Source organism: Glutamicibacter sp. MCAF14 (genome assembly GCF_052114325.1).
Lineage (GTDB): Bacteria > Actinomycetota > Actinomycetes > Actinomycetales > Micrococcaceae > Glutamicibacter > Glutamicibacter arilaitensis.
On record NZ_JBFREO010000002.1, the window covers coordinates 300,098 to 320,922 of the forward strand.

The following is a 20,825-nucleotide window of genomic DNA, read 5'->3' on the forward strand; positions in this document are numbered from 1 at the left end:
CAGCACGTAAGGCGAGAACCAGGAAATCATCCTCAATGTCTGACCTAGCCACAACCGCCATAGGACAAGATAGTCCTATGACTACTCCCGGACCCCGCGCCGGTGGACCGTCCCGACGCAGGACTTTCACCCCCACCGAGAAACTTGAACTGCTTGCCGGTTACGACGAAGCCATCGTCGAGCAGAAGGGCGGTGCCTACCTGCGTGAGCATGGCGTGTATTCCTCGCATATCACCGAATGGCGCAAGCTGCGCGACGCTGGCGTGCTGGAAGGCAAAGCAGCCGGTACCCGTATTGGCAAGCTCAGCGCCGAACAGGCCGAGATTGCCCGTCTGCGCCGTCAGTTAGAGGTGAGTGAGGGCAAGCGGAAGAAGACCGAGGACGCCCTGGATATCATGGGAAAACTCTCGGCGTTCTTCGAGAACGCCATCAACGAGTCGCAGGACGAGCCGAAGTCCAAGAAGAAATGAAAGCCGCTTACCAGCAGCTTCTCTCGATCAAGATCCCGTCACGGAAAGCCGCTGTCATAGTGGGCGTTTCACGCACCACAATGAATCGCAAACCGAGCAAGCCGCAGGATGCTCCGCGTCCGGCGCCACCGAACAAGCTCAGCCATGCTGAACGGGCTGCGATTCTTAGTGCTTTGAATAGTCCTGAGTGCGTGGATATGGCCCCGATGCAGGTCTATGCGAAGCTACTTGATGAGGGGAAGTATTTGGGTTCTCTATCATCGTTTTATCGGGTGCTCAATGAGAACCGGCTGGTCAAGGAACGCCGCCGATTGGCGAAGCATAAGCCGCGTGCGATCCCTGAGCTGGAAGCTAATGCGCCAGGTCAAGTCTTTAGTTGGGACATCACAAAACTAGCTGGTCCGGTGAAGGGCAGGTACTTCGACTGCTACCTTATGGTCGATATTTATTCACGGTATATCGTTGGCGCGCACGTGCACGCTACCGAGTCTGGCCAGCTAGCCGTGGAGATGATGAAGGAAATCTTTGGTGTTCATGGGATTCCACAGGTGGTTCATGCTGACCGCGGGACGAGTATGACTTCGAAAACGGTCGCGGCGTTGCTCTCTGATTTGGAAGTGACGAGGTCGCATTCGAGACCTCGGGTGAGCAATGATAACCCCTATTCAGAGTCGCTGTTCAAGACTTTGAAGTATGGTCCGCAGTTCCCTGAGCGTTTCACTTCGTTGGGTGATGCACGGCAGTTTATGAGTGAATTCGTGCAGTGGTACAACCATCATCACCAGCACTCTGGGATTGGGTTGCATACGCCGGCGGACGTTCATTTCGGGTTGGCCGATTCAGTGGCTGTGAAACGCTTACAGACGTTGGCAGCGGCTCGCGCTCAGCATCCTGAACGTTTTAGTACGTCGCGGGACCCGAAGATCCTGGCAATGCCTGAAGCTGCATGGATTAATAATCCTAAGGATCGGGTAGTTCAGGCCGCTTGATAGTTATTTAGACTCGTGTTGGTACCGTTTGACTTGAAAAATTCCGATGCGGCACCATGTTGGCCCCGTCGGTGCTCAAATATGACCGTTCGCAATGATGCTCCGACTTGAAACGTCCAAGTGAAGCAAGAACAGAAACTTGTCGAATGGTTCCGCTTCGCCCAGAGACTCGTCTTGGTTTATGGCATTGGCAACGGCGCATCCATAGGCTGCGCCTTTGTGTTCATGTCGATACCCAGCTCCTTGGCAAACACCGTACGAGTTCCGGTGTAAACACCGTCCTTGTGTTCGTTAAGTTCGAAGACGCGAGCGCCACGCAGATGGTGGTTCTCGGCATCTCCTAATCCGTAGGTGCCGAAGCCGGTACCCGGTCCATAGCCAAGCTCGATGCCGTAGTAGTCGCCCTTGAAGGTATTGATGTGGTCGTGGCCGCAGTACACCCCACGGACATCGCCGCGTTCCTGCAGGGCAGTGAACATGCCCGAGTTGAAGGCACCCGTGTAGATGCCTTCGTTCTTGACTCCTTCAATGGAGTGCCTCTTGACTGCCTTCTCATGGTCGGCATCATTCGAAGTGAACTGGGAGCCATACCACATGTGGTGGTGTTCCCAGAGTGGAATGTGGAAGAACATCAAAGACTGGACTTTGCCGTAACGGTTTTCGGTAGCCTTGGACGCCTCGCGGTACCAGGCGATCTGTTCGGGTCGGATCCAGTCATAGGACATGAGTCCTTCAAAGCCCTGGCCGCCCACAGTCTTTGGCGCGTAGCGGTTCGAATCGAGCAGCCAGATGCCGAAAGCTGGCTTGGAGCTCTTCGAGGAAGCGATCAGCAGCTGCGAGTTCGACTCGCCCTGGATCTTGTCATTCTTGGAATTGGCATTGAACTCATAGCTGCGGATGAAATCAAGAATTTTGGCATCAGACATGTTCGTGCCGTTGGGCATTGAGTCTTCATCATGGTTGCCGAAAGTCAGCGCCCAAGGGATCCGCCGAGACTCCATTGGCTGCACGACATTGTTGATAGCCTGCTTGACCTCCGCAGCGGTCTTGGAATCACCGTTGATGACGTCGCCATTGATGAGCGCGAAGCCAGGCTTCTCGATGTCCAGGACCTTGTCCATCAGTTCAAGGGTGCGCCGGTCGGTACGCGGACCATCCTGGGTATCGTTGAACTGAACAATCTTGAACTTGCCATCTGCCGCGAATTTCAGTTTTTGCTTAGGCGCAGTTCCCGGTTTCTTAGCCGGTGCTGCGGACGCAGCCGCAGTGTTAGCGGCGAATAGCCCGGTAATCGCGGTAGCGGTGCCACCAATCAGTACTCCACGACGGGGGACAGAAGAAGAATTGCTCACGCAAGCGCCTTTCACGTTTATTAGATAGCCAGCCACAAGGTTGGTTGGCTGATAACCCCTAGAGCGTAGGGATGGCTAGTGACGAAACAATGAACATTGGAAGTCGCTGGCTTACCATGCGCATAAATAAAATGACTGAACAAGCATCTCGGAACCTCATGTCGACTCGTCGGTGCAATAGGACACGGAATTCGATGGCTCGATCATCAGACATCTAATGTTTAAACGTGATCGACAACTCATCTGAACCCCTGCCCACGTCTAATGCCAGCGAGGCCCGCAAGCATTCGTGGCGCGCGGGTGCCCTTGCTATTGCAGCGGTAATCCTCGTCGGGCTGAACCTGCGCATGGGCATCGCTTCGGCTTCTCCGCTCTTCCACGACCTGCAGGACATGCTGGGCTACGGCACGTTCATCGCGTCGCTGCTGCCCACGATCCCTGTGCTCTGCTTCGCGCTTGCCGGTGCCGCAACCAGCATTGTGCTCCGCCGCACCGGACTCGAGCTCGGGATCGCCTTGTCCCTGCTGCTGCTCACTGCCGGTTTGGCGCTGCGCGTTGTCGATTCAACCTGGGCCTTGCTGGCCGGCACCGTCGTGGGCATGAGCGGCCTGGCCATCTGCAATGTCGCCATGCCATCGTTCATCCGCGAGCACCATGGGAACCGCGCCGCTTCGATGACTGCGGTCTACACGACCACCATGTCCATCGGAGCAACACTGGCCTCCGCGGTCAGCATTCCGCTGGCCGTGCAAGCAGGCTCGCCGACAGCAGCCCTGGCCTTGTGGGCGATTCCCGCCGGCCTGGCCTTGCTGGCCTTCATTCCGCTGTCCATTCCGGGACAGCGCCAAGTAGCCAAGCAGGGCGCGCACGTTCCTGCCTGGCCGCTGCTGGCCACGCGCAAAGGCATGCTGTTCACTTCCGTATTCGGCATCCAGTCGCTACTGGTCTACACCGTGGTCAGCTGGCTGCCGCATATCCTCATCTCGCGCGGGCTGGAACCGGCGGCTGCCGGCCTGATGCTGGGAATCGTGCAAGCGGTGAGCATCCCGGCTGTCATGGTGATGCTCTGGATGGCTTCGAAGCCGAGCTTGCTGCGCAGCGCCTTCTTGCTGACCACCAGCTGCTCGGTGCTCGGGTTCACCGCCTTGCTCCTGCTGCCAGTTGAACTTTCCTTGCCTACTTCGGTCTTGATAGGCCTTGGTTTCGGAGTGTTCCCGCTGGTGATGCTCATGCTCAGCCGCAGCGGCGGCAGCGCGGAAGAGACCACGGCGCTATCCACCGTCGCCCAGTCAGTCGGCTACCTGATTGCTGCCATCGGGCCATTCGCCTTGGGACTCATGCAGGGCGCGCTGGGATCGTGGACGGCTGGCCTGGTGATCATCTTGGGCTTTGCGGTGGTGCAGCTTCTGTTCTGCTACAAGCTGGGAGGCCTGCGCACCGAAGCCGAGACCCATCAGCTGATCGAAGTCGACGGCTCGGCTGAAGCGGAGCGGCCATGAGCAAGACCCCATTGCGTCCGCCGCTGTCCGAAGAGGTCGTGGCGAAGCTGCAGAGCGCCGTAGCGAAGGGCCGCTGGAAGGTGGGGGACCGCATTCCAGCAGAGCCCGAGCTGATGGCGGAAATGGGCGTCTCCCGGGGGACCCTGCGCGAAGCTATCAAGGGGCTGGCCAGTACGGGGATCTTCGAGGTCCGCCGCGGGGATGGCACGTATGTGCGGGCGACCAGCGAGATCAGCGGCACCGCCCAGCGGGTGTACCGCGACCACTCCGACCAAGACGTGCTCCAGGTGCGTTTCGCGTTGGATACGCAATCGGCGCGGCTGGCTGCACGGGCTGCTGAGCCGAAAGTTATCGACAAGTTGCGCGCACTGCTGAGCCAGCGAAGCGAGGCGTGGGAAGCCCGGGACTACCCTGCCTGGGCGCAGGTCGACTGGCAGTTCCATCTGGAAGTGGCGCAAGCTTCCGGGGTTCCCTTGATGCATGAGATCTACGAGAGCTTCGGCGACGTCTTTCATGGCACCAAAATGGTGCAGCGTCTCGCAGACGGATTCGACGGCTGCTTGCGTGCGGGCCACGAGGCGCTGGTAGAGGCCATCGAAGCTGGAGATCCGGAGCGCGCGGCCAGAAGCGTTATTGAAAATCTCGATTACTGCATCAGCTGGATGCCGTAATTTGCGGCCTCAGCGGTGCCGCCCAAGCTAAACGGCCTTCATGCGCCGCACGTTTTCCTGCACCACGGCCTTGAAGTCACCGCCAGAGGCAGCAAAGGTATTGCGCTGCAACTGGTATTCCGCGCCGAGTTCGATCAAGCGGATGATGCCTTGCAACTCCTCGAAGCAGCCAAGCTGCTTGGCAATCGGGGCCAGGCGCTTGACCTCTGAGCGCAGGTGGTCAGTCACCAGCATCTCATCGCCTTGGGCGTTGAGGATGATAATGGCATCCAGCCCGTAGCGGGCGGCGCGCCATTTGTTCTCAACACGGAACCAAGCAGGCATGACAGGAATCTTGTAGCCGGCTTCAATGGACAGCGACATGTCGTGCACCAGGCACTGGGTCAACGCGGTAAAGGCGGCAATGTCCTCCAGGGAGCTCACGCCATCGCAGATGCGCATTTCCACGGTGCCCAAACGAGGTACCGGACGCACATCCCAGCGGATCTCGGAGACATCATCAATAACCCCGGTATGCAGCATGTCTGCCACGTGCGCTTCGTATTCAGACCACGAATCGAAGTGGAAGGGGATTCCTGCAGCTGGCAGCTGCTGGAACATCAGTGAACGCTGCGAAGCATAGCCGGTGTCTTCCCCGCCCCAGTAGGGGCTGGAAGCGCTGAGCGCCTGGAAATGCGGCTGGTAGTTGATCAACCCATCAGTGATGGGAAGTGCTTTTTCGCGATCATCCAAGCCCACGTGCACGTGCACGCCGTAGATAACCATCTGGCGGCCCCACCACTGGGTGCGGTCAATCAGCTTGGCATAGCGGTCCTTGTCCGTTACCGGCTGCAAGGTCGGCGGAGCAAAAGGATGGGAGCCTGCCGAATACAGGTCGACGCCGTGGTCGCCAGCAACCCGGTTGAGCATGCGCACGTTAGTGCGCAGTTCTTCGGCCGCTTCAGCCACGGTCTTATGGACGCCGGTGACCACCTCAACGGTGTTCATCAGCAATTCCGGCTTCACCGTGGGATGCTCATCCTCATGGGCCAGGCCTGCCTCGTCCTTGAGCTGGTCAAGGATACTCTCGGCAACAGAGCACAAGTCCGCATTCTCGCGATTAACTAAGGCGATTTCCCATTCGACTCCAATGGTGGACTGGGAAGAGTGAGCGAACTCGATTTTCTGCATGGGGCTCCTATTGATCACATCTCGGACGGAATGCTCCGGGGCCGAACAACTGGGACGGAAAATGCGTCGATTTTCCGACGATTCTCCACACCTATTGTATGTATTGCGCGGCACCTGCATCGGCACTGGGCCAATGGGAGGTGCGTCACCTAAGACTAGTGCGGTTCAACCTCGAAGGCTACGCGCTTATCTCCGAGCCGAGCCAGGATAAGCGTTGCCTTGTTCTTGGCACTCTTCGGAGAGCCGGCCAGCAGTATGCGGCGCAGCTCTTCAGGAGTGACGTCTACACCGCGCTTCTTGATATCCAAGGTGCCAATTGCATTGGATTTCACCCAGCTGCGCAGTTTCTTCACGTTGTAGTCATGCGTCGCCAAGACCTTGTAGCCGCGGGCAAACGGGGTAGAAATCTTCTCTGCGTGGGTGAAGTACGCAATGTGCTCATCTAAGAGATGTCCACCGGTCTGCTCAAGCAGGGTGGAAATCAAGTGGGAACGGATCACGGCGCCATCAGGCTCGTAGATATGCGCTTCCAGCTCGCCAACTGGAGCAAGTGCGTCATTCTTGGCGCTCGCCGAGCTGACCAATTCATGTGCGCCGTCCTTGTCGATGACCAACGCTGCGCGGGTGACTTCTGGGCGCTTGAGCTTGCCGAACCACAAGCAGGCCTCGATCACGGACCCATGATCAGAGATCCATACGGCTTCTGCGCTATCAGGAATAGCTTCATGGGGCAGGCCTGGGCCGAGCTTCACTCCAACATCCAGTCCGTCATCCACCAGCTTCTCAACGAAAGACAGGGGAGGGGAGAAGGCTTCTGGATCGAACAGGCGCCGGGTGCTTCCCTTGACGTCCGTGCGGCGGGCCGGGTCCAGCCAAACTCCATCGATGCCGGTGAGGTCAGTTTCCTCGGCTCCGCCGTGAACTACGGTCGCGTTTTCGAATGGCATGAGGTTCAGGGTCGTGGCCGCGGCAGTGGTTTCATCCATCTCTACTGCGGTGACTTTCAAGCCGGCACTGGCTAAAGCAATGGAATCGGTGCCGATTCCGCAACCGAGGTCAGCCACGTGGGTGGAACCTGCATTGGTGTAGCGGCGGGCATGCAGGCCGGCAATGGTCAGACGCGTTGCTTGCTCAAGACCTGCTGGGGTGAATATCAAGGAGTCGGCAAATGGTCCGAACTTCACCCGGGCTTTGAATCTCAACTCGGTCTGGGCAATGACGGCGCGGACTACTTGCGGGTCGTGGCCGTCCTTGCGCAGTTTTTCGTTCAGCGACCATGCGGCATCCTTGGTCGCCACCATGGACGGGTCAATGGTGGAAAGCAACTTCCAGCCTTCTTCAGAAAGAAGGGCGGTGAATTGTTCTTTGAGCGATGAGTCGTTAGAAGCCTGAGCCATGTCTCAAGCCTATCGTTGAACACTCGCGGAATACTGCGCGCAGTGCCGAAACTGCAGAGCGGTGTGAAGGTGACGTATGTGACAAATGTGCGTCACATTCAGATTTAATTAGTCGACCTGTTTCTTTCAGGCTGGGCGCCGATTGGTCGACTTTGCGGCACTGGCGATCGTGTCTTTTGATGCCGAATCCAGTTCAGCAAACTTTTCAATAATGAAGCAATGCTTATTCATGAGTAGTGCATTGGTAAGTAAGGGTAATGCTTGGTGCGCGCTTATGGTCCTGTCTTCCGAGTAGCTCGATTCATGCTCTACTGTTCTCTGGCTTTTGGGGAACTCGATAGATTCCCAAACGCATCCATGGATGGAAAGTGGAGAATTGATTGCCGGAATCGCGCGTTTCGGCGCATCGCGTCGAAGCGACTTAATGGTGTTGTATGTCACTCGTGATGAAACCTATGCAGCAAACGACGAAGACGTCAGCCCCTGAGACTCAGCCCGGCTCTTCAATGCAGTCCGCGGGACCCGACCAGATGGAGAACACCCTCAAGCGAGGCTTGAGCAGCCGCCACCTGCAGATGATCGCCATTGGTGGATCCATCGGCACCGGACTGTTCGTTGCCTCGGGTGGATCCATCGCCCAAGCCGGTCCCGGCGGGGCACTGGTAGCTTTCGCCGCAGTAGGGCTGATGGTCTACCTGCTCATGCAGTCCCTGGGCGAGATGACCGCCAAGATCCCCGTTGCGGGATCCTTCCAGACCTTCGCCACCCGCTTCGTCTCTCCATCCTTCGGCTTTGCCATCGGGTGGAACTACTGGTTCAACTGGGCTATCACCGTGGCGGCCGAGCTGGTGGCCGCTGGAATCGTCATGAGCTTCTGGCTGCCGGATGTCCCCGGTTGGGTCTGGGCCGGAGCGTTCCTTGCCGTACTGACCCTGCTGAACGCCATGTCCGCCAAGGCCTTCGGCGAAGGAGAATTCTGGCTGGCGCTGATCAAGGTAGTCACCGTGATTGCCTTCATTCTCGCTGGCGTCCTGATGATTTTCGGAATTCTCGGAAGCCGTACCGATCCACTAGCCAACTGGACCGAAGGCAAAGACGTCTTCCATGGTGGATGGATCTCCATCGTGGCCGTCTTCATGATTGCCGGCTTCTCCTTCCAAGGCACCGAGCTGGTCGGCGTCGCCGCAGGCGAAGCCAAGGATCCGCGCCGAGAAGTGCCCAAAGCCGTGCGCACCGTCTTCTGGCGCATCATGCTCTTCTACATCGGCGCCATCTTCATCATCGGTACCCTGGTGCCGTTCACCGACCCGAGCCTGCTGGCCAGCGGAGAAGCCGATGTCGCTTCCTCTCCATTCACCTTGGTCTTCGAGCGTGCCGGCATTGCCTTTGCGGCCGCTGCCATGAATGCAGTGATCCTGACCGCCATCCTCTCGGCAGGCAACTCCGGGCTCTACGCCTCGACGCGCATGCTCTATTCCATGGCCCATGATGGCAAGGCACCGAAGATCTTCGGGCGCACTAATAAGCGCGGAGTGCCCATGGCAGCCTTGCTGGCTACCGCAGGCGTAGGACTATTCGGTTTCCTGACCGCCTTGATTGGCCAGGGTGCCGCCTACGCGTGGCTGCTGAATGTCTCCGGACTATGCGGATTCATTGTCTGGGTGGGTATTGCCGTGTCCCATTACCGCTTCCGCCGCGGCTACAAGGCCCAAGGCTTCGACCTGTCTGACCTGCCCTACCGGGCGCCATTGTTCCCGTTGGGTCCCATCGTTGCCTTCGTAATGCTGCTGGCTGTGATTGCCGGTCAGAACTATGAGGCGGTGGCCGCTGGACGGGGCTTAGAAGTGCTCTCGGCCTATATCGGATTGCCGCTGTTCCTGGGGCTGTGGCTGGTGCACCGGCTGGTCACCAAGTCCAAGGTGGTCAAGCTTTCGGAGATGGATTTGTCAGCTCCTGCGGACATCGAGGAATCGGCCAAGGTGCGCTCTGCGCGAACCGGTGTGACGAACTAGGGCTTTCATTAGCACTCGCCTTGACCGAGTGCTAATGCTCGTCCTAAAGTCAGTGGTGGAAGTTCTGCACGCAATTGCGGGCAGAACCACCGCCTGACTGGATACCACCAACTGGCACCGCGACGACGGTTGGTCCAATGCCATAGGGCGCACCCCTACAACCATTGGTTCATACACGAAAAGGAGAGACCATGTCTGTCTCCATCAAGCCGCTCGAAGACCGCATTGTCATCAAGCAGGTCGAAGCCGTAACCACCACCGCTTCGGGCCTGGTCATCCCAGACTCCGCTAAGGAAAAGCCACAGGAAGGCACCGTAGTTGCAGTAGGCCCAGGCCGCATCGACGACAACGGCAACCGCATTCCTCTGGACGTTGCTGAAGGCGACGTAGTCCTGTACTCGAAGTACGGCGGAACCGAGGTCAAGGTCGGCAACGAAGAGTACCTGGTGCTCTCGGCTCGCGACGTACTGGCAGTCGTCGTAAAGTAACGCCAACCTCTCTAAAGTTTCAGGAGAAAATGCATGGCTAAGCAGCTAGCATTCAACGAGGAAGCGCGACGCGCCCTCGAAGCGGGCATTGATAAGCTCGCAAACACGGTGAAGGTTACCCTCGGCCCACGCGGCCGCAATGTGGTGCTTGCCAAGACCTGGGGCGCCCCAACCATTACCAATGACGGTGTCACCATTGCTCGTGACATCGATCTGGAAGATCCATACGAGAACCTTGGCGCGCAGCTGGCCAAGGAAGTAGCTACCAAGACCAATGACGTAGCAGGTGACGGCACCACCACCGCCACCGTGCTCGCTCAGGCACTGGTCAAGGAAGGCCTGAAGAACGTCGCCGCTGGCGCTGCTCCAGGCGATGTCCGCAAGGGCATTGAATTGGCTACCGAGATTGTCTCCGAAGCATTGGCCGCTAACGCCGTTGCCGTGGAAGACAAGGTTGCCAACGTAGCTGCGATCTCCGCACAGTCCGATGAAATCGGTGAACTGCTGGCCAAGGCCTTCAAGACCGTTGGCACCGATGGTGTCATCACCATTGAAGAGTCCTCGACCACCGCTACCGAGCTGGTCTTGACCGAAGGCATGCAATTCGACAAGGGCTACCTCTCGCCTCAGTTCATCACCGACCAGGAGCGCCAGGAAGTTGTCCTGGAAGACGCCCTGATCCTGATCAACCCTTCCAAGATCTCCACCGTGGCAGAATTCCTGCCGCTGCTGGAAAAGGTCCTGGAAGCCAAGAAGCCACTGCTGATCATCGCTGAAGACGTCGAGGGCGAAGCCCTGTCTACCCTGGTGGTCAACAAGCTGCGCGGCTTGCTGAACGTGGTTGCCGTCAAGGCTCCAGGCTTCGGCGACCGCCGCAAGGCCATGATGCAGGATCTGGCGATCCTCACCGGCGCCCAGGTTGTCTCCCCGGAACTGGGCCTGTCCCTGGACCAGGTTGGCACCGAGGTGCTCGGCTCGGCCCGCCGCGTAACCGTCACCAAGGATTCCACCACCATCGTTGATGGCGCTGGCACCGAGGAAGATGTTGCAGAGCGCGTAGCCCAGCTGAAGGCAGAGCTGAACCGCACCGATTCGGAGTGGGACCGCGAGAAGCTTTCCGAGCGCCTGGCCAAGCTGGCCGGCGGCATCGGCGTGATCAAGGTGGGCGCTTCCACCGAGGTCGAGCTGAAGGAACGCAAGCACCGCATCGAGGACGCAGTGTCCTCCACCCGTGCAGCTCTGGAAGAAGGCATTGTTGCCGGTGGCGGTACCGCACTGGTAGATGCACTGGCTTCGCTGGATACCGATGCCCGCATCGCATCAGCTGAAGGCGACGTAGCAGCAGGCGTAGCGATTGTTCGCCGCGCACTGGTGCAGCCGCTGTTCTGGATCGCTACCAACGCCGGCTTCGACGGCGCAGTAGTCGCTTCCAAGGTGGCGGAATCGCCAGCCAACGAAGGCTTCAACGCCAAGACCGGCGTCTACGAGAACCTGCTCCACGCAGGTGTCATCGACCCGGTCAAGGTCACCCGTTCGGCACTGCGCAACGCAGCATCGATCGCAGCCTTGGTTCTGACCACCGAGACCTTGGTGGCCGAGAAGGTTGAAGCAGCTGACGAGGCACACAGCCACTAAGGCTTGAGCCAGTCACGCAAGCAACGCTTCGTGAACGAAAGCCGCTGTTGGTTCCAGGATTAGATTCTTGGAACCGACGGCGGCTTTTTCAGTGCCATAACACCTGATGCTGGTATCCAGAAGCCGGGAGAGCGGTGCCTGCTTCGCGTTGGCAAAGGGGTTGCCGAATAGGTGCCAAAGATCCTGGATGGTCACTGCCAACGTCTCATCGGAGCCAAGCCACCACGTTATTGAACAAGGTTCTCGAAAATCCTCGGCTAAACCACAGCAGGTCAGCACGATACCGGGTAGCAATATAGCCGGGTTCACAACGCAGAATCAGCGGAATTCCGGGGCTGGAACGCACTGGGTTGGTATGATGGTTGGTTGTCTGACGTGAATTGAAAACTCAACGCCGAGGACAAGCCAAGTCCCCGACGGAAGTGCAGTCTGTGAGCCAAACCCTGAAACAGCCTCGGAATAGCACCGAACGTGCAGGTTTCCGAGTCGATTTGCAGGGACTTCGCGCCCTCGCAGTCCTGCTGGTGATGTGCTATCACATCTGGTTCTCCAAGGTCTCCGGCGGTGTCGACATCTTCTTGATGCTCTCCGCCTTCTTCCTCACTTCATCCACTGCACGTCGAATCGCCCGCGGGCAGCGTCCACCACTGGTAGATGGCTGGCTGCATCGATTCTCCCGGCTGATCCCGCAAGCCGCGGTGGTGATCATCGGCGTGGTCATTGCCGCTTGGATCATCCTGCCAAGCACACGTTGGCTGGAGCTGATTGACCAGTCCAGCGCTTCGCTGTTCTATTGGCAGAACTGGTATCTGGCTACTCATCAGGTCGACTACTACGCTTTCAATACCGCCTCGGCATCCCCGCTGCAGCATTTCTGGTCTTTGTCTGTCCAAGGACAGATTTTCATCCTTTGGCCGCTGGTGCTTGCCGGCAGCGCGTTGATCTGGAAAAAGTTCTTCTCCCGCCACAACTTCGCTTGGGTGGCCGGTAGTGCTTTCGGTGCCATCTTCATTGGTTCCCTGGCGTTCTCTATTTACATCACCGCCACCAACCAGCAGGTGGCTTACTTCCACACCGGCGCACGCCTGTGGGAGTTCGCGCTGGGCTCGCTGTTCGCCTTGGCCTTGCCATGGCTTTCCAACCTGCCGGAAAAGATCCGCCGCATCGGCGGCTGGGCCGGCCTGGTCACCGTCATTGGCAGCGGAGCCGTACTGGATGTCCAAGGACAGTTCCCGGGCTTCATGGCCTTGGTTCCTACCGTGGCAGCAGCCCTGGTTATTGCCGCACCAGCACCGCGAAGCTGGACCAACCCATCTGGACTGCTTTCCCTGCCTCCGCTGGTGAAGCTGGGCGACCTGTCCTACGGCATGTACCTGTGGCACTGGCCGCTGCTGGTCTTCTACCTAGAGGTCTCCGGAAAACAGAAAGCATCCTTCCTGGCAGGTACGCTGCTGATCCTGGTATCCATCGCCGCCTCGTGGTGCGCCACCAAATTCATTGAAAAACCGGCTATTGCATGGCAGGCCAGCGCAAGTTTCTCACGGTTGATTCCGCAGAGCGGTTTCAAGCTGATCGCCCAGTTTGCAGTGGTTGCCGTGGGCCTTGGCGTAGCTAGCCTTCCGGTCATGGCGTGGGAGAACAACGTCGAGCACCGCCGTGCTATGGCAGCTGCGCAGACCGCCACCGACAACCCCGGGGCGAACGCCACCGAGGGCTGGGATCCTTCGCCAGCATCCTTGGTGCTGCCGCTGGCTACCGAACTGGATAGCGAATGGCAGACTCCCGGCGAAGTCTGCGAAGGGGCCGCAGCGCCAGATGATGAGCGCATCCGGTTCTGCGAGCAGGGTGGCACCTTTGACGGGGGAGCACCGGACCTGGTGCTGCTGGGCGACTCGCATATGCAGCACTGGTCTGCAGCTGCCTCGGCGATGATCGAGGAAGCTGGCGGAAGCTGGATCCTGGTCTATGAGCCAGGTTGCCGCTACGGCTCGGATGCCGACCGGGTGAAAGAAACCTGTTCTGACTTCCAGGACGCCGCGCAAAACTACGTTGCAGACCTGGCGCCGGAGATGGTGCTGACCACCGCCAGCAAGACGGTGGCCCGGCCCGACGCGATGCTGCGCAGTCCCGGGGAGCAGGAGATCCTGGTCGATAACTACGAAGCGATGATCCAGCCGCTGCTGGATGCCGGCAGCCGCGTAATTGCGATGCGCGATACCCCGCGCTATTCCTACTCCATTCCAGAGTGCGTTGATTCCAATAAGGACAACTTCGCCAACTGCGACGGTTCGGTTGGCTACGCCTTGAACAGCGTGAATCCAGTAGAGAAATTCCTAAACTCAAGGGATTACGGGGATCAGGTTGTTTCCCTCGACATGACGGGGTTGCTCTGCCCTGACGGGGTCTGCAAAGCTGTCATTGGCAACGTCTTGACCTACCTGGATGATTCGCACCTGTCCAAGACTTTCGTGCTCAGTGCCAAGAACCAGTTCGCCTCCTCATTCAAGGAAGCAACAAACTCCGAATAAGTCACCTAGATGCCGGGTGGAGCATGAGCTTGAACACAGTGCGCCGAGAAGGAATATCGGGAACGCCAAAAGAGCTCTACCATTTAACCAACCTCCGCTGTCGCCCCGAAAGGTTCCCACGTGACTGAGTTCAACCCCTTTGCCTTTGAAGGACTCACCTACGACGACGTTCTGTTGTTGCCTGGCCCGACGGATGTGATTCCTTCGGAAGCGGACACCACCACTCGCTTCACCAAGCGCATCAACATCCAATTGCCAATCAGCTCAGCGGCCATGGACACCGTGACCGAAGCACCAATGGCTATCGCACTGGCTCGCCAGGGCGGTATCGGCGTGATCCACCGCAACCTGTCCATCGAGTCCCAGGCCAAGCAGGTTGACCAGGTCAAGCGCAGCGAATCCGGCATGATCACCGACCCAGTCACCGTGCACCCCGGAGCCACCCTGGCCGACTGGGATGAACTGTGCGCACAGTACCGCGTCTCCGGCCTGCCGGTAGTCGACGAGAACAGCAAGCTGATGGGCATCATCACCAACCGCGACACCCGCTTTGTTCCTCGCGAGCAGTACATGACCACCAAGGTCTACGAAGTCATGACCGGCATGCCGCTGATTACCGCCAAAGAAGGCGTAGCGCGCGAGACCGTTATCGAACTGCTGTCCAAGAACCGCATCGAGAAGTTGCCGCTGATCGATGACGACGGCAAGCTCACCGGCCTGATCACTGTCAAGGACTTCGACAAGGCTGAGCAGTACCCGCTGGCCACCAAGGACGAGGAGGGCCGCCTGCGCGTAGCCGCAGCCGTGGGCTTCTTCGGCGAAGGCTACGAGCGCGCAATGACCCTGATCGACGCCGGCGTTGACGCGCTGGTAGTCGACACCGCCAACGGCCACTCCCAGGGCGTGCTGGACATGATTGCACGCCTGAAGAAGGATCCAGCCGCTGCACACGTGGACATCATCGGCGGCCAGGCAGCCACCTACGATGGCGCCAAGGCACTGATCGACGCTGGCGCGGATGCCATCAAGGTTGGCGTGGGCCCGGGCTCCATCTGCACCACCCGTATCGTTGCCGGCGTGGGCGTTCCACAGGTTACCGCCATCTACGAAGCAGCCAAGGCAGCAATCCCAGCTGGCGTTCCAGTGATCGCTGACGGCGGCCTGCAGCACTCCGGCGATATCGGCAAGGCACTGGTTGCCGGTGCCGACTCGGTCATGCTCGGCTCCCTGCTGGCAGGTACCGCAGAGTCCCCAGGCGATCTGGTCTTCATGGGCGGCAAGCAGTTCAAGGCCTACCGCGGCATGGGCTCGCTGGGCGCCATGGAAACCCGAGGCAAGAACACCTCGTACTCCAAGGACCGCTACTTCCAGGCTGATGCTCCTTCCAACGAGAAGCTGATCCCAGAAGGCATCGAAGGCCAGGTTCCTTACCGCGGCCCGCTGTCGGCAGTAACCCACCAGCTGGTAGGCGGCCTGCGCCAGACCATGTTCTACGTGGGCGGCCGCACCGTTCCAGAGCTGAAGGCACGCGGCAAGTTCGTCCGCATCACCGCAGCAGGCCTGAAGGAATCGCACCCGCACGACATCATGATGACCGTTGAGGCACCGAACTACCGTTCGCGCTAAGACTCATCTGATGCGGAAAACCCCATCACCACCGGCGCATTGCCAGAGGCGATGGGGTTTTTCCGCATCTCTGCTAGCTGATTCAGGAGGCCAGCCAGCCACCGTCGACGTTGAGCATCTGTCCAGTGATGTACCGGGATGCTTCCGAAAGCAAGAAAACCACCGGTCCGGCAAAGTCATCAGTGTGCCCCAGCCTGTTCATCGGGATCCGTGAGAGGATTCGTTCTCTGTCTGCCGGTTTGGCCAGGAGATCTGAAGTGAGCTGCGTTTGGACGTATCCGGGGGCAATGCCGTTCACGCGGATGCCTTGTTGCGACCATTCCCGGGACAGCGCGCGGACAGCTCCGAGTACGGCTGACTTCGACATGACGTATGGTGCGACATTGGGCAGCCCAATGGTGCTTGCCAGGGAGCAGAGGAAGACGTGGCTTCCGACCGCGCTGCCGCGGGAGATCTCCCGCCGCGCGATCTCGGTGCTGAGGAACAGAGGGGCTTCGGCATTGACCTTCTGTACCCATCGCCATTCCTCAGGATCCAAATCGATGGCCTGCTTGCGCAGCTGCACACCCGCAGCATGGATCACGGAATCAACCGGACCGTTGCCTTCGGCAAGGTCTATAAGTTCATTGGCTTTGCCGGTTTGCGCTACATCCCAGGTATAGGTGTGCAGGCGTTGCCCATCGAGTCCGGCAAGCTGCCGTGTTTGCTCCAGCTGGGACTCCGTGCGGGACACTGCACTGACACGTGCGCCAGCTTTGACGGCTGCCAGTGCCATAGCCTGCCCGATGCCGCGGCCAGCTCCGGTCACCAAAACGTGACGGTTGGCCAGTGAAAACTGTTCAAGACTCATGGGAATTCCTTGTTTGCGTGCTCGTTAGAAAATGTAGGTGGGCAACAGCAAGATGAAGAGGAATACCGCACCGCTGATGACCAATGAAACAAAGGTGTACTTCAAGATGGATCTCACTCCGAGCCCCGCGATCGCCAAGATCGGCAATGCGAAGAACGGCTGGATCATGTTGGTCCAGGTGTCGCCGTAACCGATTGCCATGATGATCAAGGCGGGATCCGTGCCCAAGGCGTTGGCCGCTTCGATGAAAATCGGTCCCTGAATGGCGAATTGGCCGCCACCACTGGGCACGAAGATGTTTACCAAGCCAGCGGCGAGGAAGGCGACAATCGGCAACGAGTTCGCGTTGGACATCGAGATGAACGCGTCGCTGAGCACGGTGATCAGTCCCGTCGTTGTCACGATCCCCAGGATGCCGGCGTACAGCGGATACTGCAGCAGCACTTCGCCGGTGACTGTCGAAGCGTTCTTGATCAGCCCGACCAATGCTACAGGGGAGTCAACCAGCAAGAGGATGATCGCGAGCATCGACCAGTTCACGATGTCGAAGGTCAAAACGAAGCCCAGGCGCATGAAGTGCCCGACGATGAAGACGCTGAGCAGTAGTCCCAGTCCGGTCGTGACGTAGCGCTTGGATTCAATCCAATCTGCCGGGCTTTCCGGTTTCCCAGCTTGACGGGCCTCCGTCTGGGAATCCGGGTTGCTGAGCGGGATCTCCAGGATCTCCTCGTCGGTCTTAGGCCGGGACATCACCATGCCGATGACCAGCGCGGGAATCATGATGAGCAGGCCAGTCATATTCCACCAGCTGAAGACCGTTTCCGTGACCGGGACCGGAGCACCCAGGAATTCCTCGATGAAGCTGCCAGGAGTGGCCGAAGTCAGCGGGGCTGCCCCTGAATATCCCATATGGTAGGGAATGAAGCCGGTGTAGGCGGCAGCGACCAACAAAGGGAAGTGGACTTTGATGCCGCGTTCGCGGCAGCTGGTGGCGATACCCTTGGCCAGAATCGCTCCGACGATTAGTCCCAGGCTCCACTGGGCCCAGGACACCAAGCAGGTCAGCAGGGTGACCCAGGCGTAGGCCTGCACCGCGTTCTTTGGAATGCTTGATACTTTCGACAGCACCCCCTGGACCTGGCGGGTATGGGCCAGTGCATGCCCGAAGAGCAAGGCCAGGCACATCTGCGTGATGAAGGCCAGTAGCCCTGTCAATCCTTGGCCCCAAGCATTCACCACGGCGACCGGAGACGAGTCGGTCATCGTCAAGGCCATGAGCATCACGATCAACGTCAGCAGGACGGCGAATACCATTGCTGATGGCATCCATCGTTCGACAAGACGAGTCACAGGCTTCATTGCGGTTGTGAGCATCGTGCACCTCCAAGAGTAGGCCGATCAATTTGCTGGAGGAATATGACTGTCGTCACATCCTTTCGAGGACGCTACTAGTGCGGTTCGGCATTAAGCAATCGTAAGTGGCTAGGCGTCCTATCTCCGGTTGCACCCGGTGCTTCAGGTGCATGAATAAGGTGATTCAGTAAATTTAGCTTTTGAAGCTTAATGTTGCTTAACGTATTTCCATGCCATGTAATGGTGAACACAAGCATTCGCAGGTTCTTATCCGATTTCACCAATGGAGGTGCGCGTTGACCACGCAGTCGCATTTATCGCTTCGGCCAGCGCGTGTCTCTGCTGCTGCTGTTGCCCGAGCCGCAGGGGTCTCTTCTGCAACGGTCAGCTACATCATGAACGGTCGACCCGGTGCCTCGCCTGAGACCCGGCGCCATGTGCTGAAGGTGGCGAACGAACTTGGCTACCGTCCCGCCAACGCTGGGCAGCAGCAGGACCCGCTTCTGACCCGCGTGGTCGGCCTAGTGCTGCCGAACATCGTGAACCAGATGTATACGATCTGGGCACAGCACATCATCAATGCCACCGCCGCGGCCGGGTTCGATGTCTTTGTCGCAACAACGGGGGACGACCCCGAGGCGCTGGATCAAGTTGCTCGTACCCTGGCTGCCCGGAATGTTGATGGCGTCATTATCGCCGCTGCAATCAAGGAAGATTCGCGTTCTCTGAGGACCTTTCGCCAGAAACGAATTCCCTATGTCTGCCTGTCGCGCAATTCCGAGCATCTGCCTGGTGATTTCGTCGGGATCGATGACGACGCGGCTGCGGGGGAACTCATGTCCCACGTTCTGGATCACGGCTATTCGGAGGTGGCCACTGTCATCGGGCCGCGTTCCTCTACTGCGTCTTTGTTGCGCGAACAGGCTTTTGTCCGGGTTGCCCAGCAAAGGGGTATCCGGGTTACGGGAGAACGCCTGATCAGTACCAAGCTCAGTTCGGAAGGCGGGCAGCTGGCCGCCAAAAGATTGTTCAGCTCGGCGCATCCGCCACGGGCTGTGGTCTGCGGATCGGATGAAATTGCCATTGGTGTCATGGAGCATGCGCTGTCGCTGGGTCTGCGCATTCCACAGGATGTCGCGATCGTCGGCTGTGACGGACTCAGGCACAGCCGCTCGAAAATCATCGGGCTGACAACAATTGTCCAGCCGGTGAAAGACATGGCGGAAAGGTCCTTCGAGCTACTCCTGGAACAGATCGTCGAGCCGCGGAACACCTACAAGCACACGATCTGCGAGCACAGCCTCCATATCGGTAGGACTTGCGGGTGCCCTGCTACAGGGCGAAAGCCTGCCCTCTAGCTCACCACTAGACATTCTCAAAGCCAAGGGCCTGGTGCCCTCTACTCGTCATGCCTGCATGCGGAAGGAACTGACCGTGCAAACTACCAACGCGACACGTCGGATGCGCTCACCGGAAATGCTCAACAAGCTGATTTTCCGGCGCATCATGCCGCTGCTGATCGCAGCCTATGTCATGGCTTTCATTGATCGCACGAATATCGGCATGGCCAAAGACCGGTTGGAAATCGATCTGGGTATCTCGGCTACAGCGTACGGCGTGGGTGCCGGGCTGTTCTTCTTGACCTACGCGCTTTCGGAGATTCCCTCAAACCTGATCATGCACAAGGTCGGCGCACGGTTCTGGATCATGAGGATCATGATCACTTGGGGAATCCTGTCTGCCTGCATGTCACTGGTCCAGGGGGAGTGGTCCTTCTATATCCTGCGCATGCTGCTGGGCATCGCTGAGGCGGGCCTATTCCCGGGAGTCATCTACTTCATCACCCAGTGGTTTGTCGTCAAAGACCGCGCCCGGGCCAACGGACTCTTCTTGCTCGGCGTAGCCCTGGCGAACGTCATCGGGGCGCCGCTGAGCGGCCTGCTGCTGACTATGGACGGCGTTGGCGGGTTGCACGGATGGCAGTGGATGTTCATCATCGAGGGGTTGCCAGCGTGCTTCTTGGCTATCGCAGTTTGGAAATTCCTGCCCAACAAGCCCACCGAAGCTAAATTCCTCACCCAGGCCGAGGCCGAGGACTTGGAAGCGCGAATCGCGGCTGAGGAAATCGCCGGCGCGCAGGCTGCTGGAAATTCCAAGCTGCTCCATGTTCTCAAGGACAAGCAGATCCTGTTGGTCGTTGCGATCTACTTCGCCCACCAGATCGCAGTCTACGCATTGAGCTTCTTCTTGCCTTCGATCATCGGTACATACGGAGAGCTATCCACCATCCAGATCGGCTTGCTCACCTCGATACCGTGGGTCTTCTCTGCCGCAGGCGCCTTGCTGATTCCCAAGCTGGCCACCAATGGCTCGCGATCGCGGATCGTTGCCAGCGCAACCATGACCGGCATCGTTGCCGGGTTCACCCTCGGTGCGCTTGGCGGACCGGTGCTCGGACTGATCGGCTTCTCGCTAGCCGCGTTCAACTTCTTCGCGTTGCAGCCGATCCTGTTCACCTACCCGGCAACCCGCCTTTCCGGTGCGACTCTGGCTGGCGGCATTGCTTTCGTGAACACCGTCGGGCTGTTCGGCGGATTCCTTGGTCCCTACATCATGGGGCTGATGGAAGAAGCTACTGGAAGCAAGATGTCGGGCCTCTGGTTCATTGTCGCGATCTGCGCCGTTGGCTCACTGCTCACTCTCAAGCTCAAGCAAGGCACTGAGGATCCCGCTAAAGCCGCTGTGTCCGGCCACTAGGCATCTAACTAAGGAGCAACGAACTCTA

General features: G+C 58.8%; 15 protein-coding genes. 10 read left to right on the plus strand and 5 right to left on the minus strand.

The window, feature by feature from the left end; all coding sequences use genetic code 11:
- The first annotated feature begins 77 nt into the window (after nucleotides 1-77).
- Nucleotides 78-1,459, plus strand: a protein-coding gene (locus AB4Y71_RS03985) for an IS3 family transposase (protein ID WP_441718084.1) whose coding sequence is annotated in 2 segments (ribosomal slippage) — nucleotides 78-396 and nucleotides 396-1,459 — 1,383 coding nt in all. Because the reading frame shifts where the segments join, the coding sequence is not laid out codon by codon here.
- A gap of 179 nt (nucleotides 1,460-1,638) precedes the next feature.
- On the opposite strand, the gene AB4Y71_RS03990 is transcribed toward AB4Y71_RS03985, so the two are convergent.
- On the minus strand, nucleotides 1,639-2,811 hold the full coding sequence (locus AB4Y71_RS03990; RefSeq protein WP_441718087.1) for a metallophosphoesterase family protein: 1,173 nt from the start codon (nucleotides 2,809-2,811) through the stop codon (nucleotides 1,639-1,641).
- Nucleotides 2,812-3,038: 227 nt separating this feature from the next.
- On the opposite strand from AB4Y71_RS03990, the gene AB4Y71_RS03995 reads away from it, so the two are divergent.
- On the plus strand, nucleotides 3,039-4,310 hold the full coding sequence (locus tag AB4Y71_RS03995; RefSeq protein ID WP_441718088.1) for an MFS transporter: 1,272 nt from the start codon (nucleotides 3,039-3,041) through the stop codon (nucleotides 4,308-4,310).
- On the plus strand, nucleotides 4,307-4,981 hold the full coding sequence (locus AB4Y71_RS04000; protein ID WP_441718091.1) for a FadR/GntR family transcriptional regulator: 675 nt from the start codon (nucleotides 4,307-4,309) through the stop codon (nucleotides 4,979-4,981). Before AB4Y71_RS03995 ends, AB4Y71_RS04000 begins: the two co-directional genes overlap by 4 nt.
- Nucleotides 4,982-5,008: 27 nt before the next feature.
- Here AB4Y71_RS04000 and AB4Y71_RS04005 read toward each other — a convergent pair whose 3' ends face one another.
- Nucleotides 5,009-6,151, minus strand: coding sequence for a glutamate--cysteine ligase (locus AB4Y71_RS04005; RefSeq protein ID WP_102597364.1), 1,143 nt, complete (start codon nucleotides 6,149-6,151; stop codon nucleotides 5,009-5,011).
- Nucleotides 6,152-6,306: 155 nt separating this feature from the next.
- Entirely contained in the window at nucleotides 6,307-7,548 is a 1,242-nt protein-coding gene (locus tag AB4Y71_RS04010; protein ID WP_134779756.1) for a THUMP-like domain-containing protein, read from the minus strand.
- 530 nt (nucleotides 7,549-8,078) lie between these two features.
- On the opposite strand from AB4Y71_RS04010, the gene AB4Y71_RS04015 reads away from it, so the two are divergent.
- The 5 genes from AB4Y71_RS04015 to guaB all read left to right on the plus strand — a co-directional run bounded on the left by AB4Y71_RS04015 (nucleotide 8,079) and on the right by guaB (nucleotide 15,837).
- Nucleotides 8,079-9,560, plus strand: a complete 1,482-nt coding sequence (locus AB4Y71_RS04015) for an amino acid permease (protein WP_441718093.1) — start codon at nucleotides 8,079-8,081, stop codon at nucleotides 9,558-9,560.
- 191 nt (nucleotides 9,561-9,751) lie between these two features.
- Nucleotides 9,752-10,048, plus strand: coding sequence for a co-chaperone GroES (gene groES / locus AB4Y71_RS04020; protein WP_013349608.1), 297 nt, complete (start codon nucleotides 9,752-9,754; stop codon nucleotides 10,046-10,048).
- A 33-nt stretch (nucleotides 10,049-10,081) separates the two neighbouring features.
- Nucleotides 10,082-11,683 carry a chaperonin GroEL gene (gene groL / locus AB4Y71_RS04025; protein ID WP_441718095.1) on the plus strand — a complete coding sequence of 534 codons (1,602 nt, stop codon included), beginning with the start codon at nucleotides 10,082-10,084 and terminating at the stop codon, nucleotides 11,681-11,683.
- Between the two features lie 431 nt (nucleotides 11,684-12,114).
- Nucleotides 12,115-14,211: an acyltransferase family protein gene (locus AB4Y71_RS04030; RefSeq protein ID WP_441718097.1), complete on the plus strand. Its 2,097-nt coding sequence runs from the start codon at nucleotides 12,115-12,117 to the stop codon at nucleotides 14,209-14,211.
- A gap of 120 nt (nucleotides 14,212-14,331) precedes the next feature.
- Complete coding sequence (gene guaB / locus AB4Y71_RS04035; RefSeq protein ID WP_441718100.1) at nucleotides 14,332-15,837, plus strand: IMP dehydrogenase; 1,506 nt, start codon at nucleotides 14,332-14,334, stop codon at nucleotides 15,835-15,837.
- A gap of 82 nt (nucleotides 15,838-15,919) precedes the next feature.
- Here guaB and AB4Y71_RS04040 read toward each other — a convergent pair whose 3' ends face one another.
- Both AB4Y71_RS04040 and AB4Y71_RS04045 read right to left on the minus strand, forming a co-directional pair.
- A complete protein-coding gene (locus tag AB4Y71_RS04040) occupies nucleotides 15,920-16,687 on the minus strand; it encodes an SDR family NAD(P)-dependent oxidoreductase (RefSeq protein WP_441718103.1) in 768 nt (255 codons plus the stop codon).
- A 24-nt stretch (nucleotides 16,688-16,711) separates the two neighbouring features.
- On the minus strand, nucleotides 16,712-18,061 hold the full coding sequence (locus AB4Y71_RS04045) for a short-chain fatty acid transporter (RefSeq protein ID WP_441718106.1): 1,350 nt from the start codon (nucleotides 18,059-18,061) through the stop codon (nucleotides 16,712-16,714).
- A 275-nt stretch (nucleotides 18,062-18,336) separates the two neighbouring features.
- Here AB4Y71_RS04045 and AB4Y71_RS04050 point away from each other — a divergent pair, with 275 nt between their 5' ends.
- The gene (locus AB4Y71_RS04050; protein WP_441718109.1) at nucleotides 18,337-19,398 is read left to right on the plus strand and encodes a LacI family DNA-binding transcriptional regulator; all 1,062 of its coding nucleotides are present in this window, start codon (nucleotides 18,337-18,339) and stop codon (nucleotides 19,396-19,398) included.
- 76 nt (nucleotides 19,399-19,474) lie between these two features.
- Nucleotides 19,475-20,797 (plus strand): MFS transporter, encoded by a 1,323-nt coding sequence (locus AB4Y71_RS04055; RefSeq protein WP_441718112.1) that lies wholly within the window; start codon nucleotides 19,475-19,477, stop codon nucleotides 20,795-20,797.
- Nucleotides 20,798-20,825: the final 28 nt, after the last annotated feature.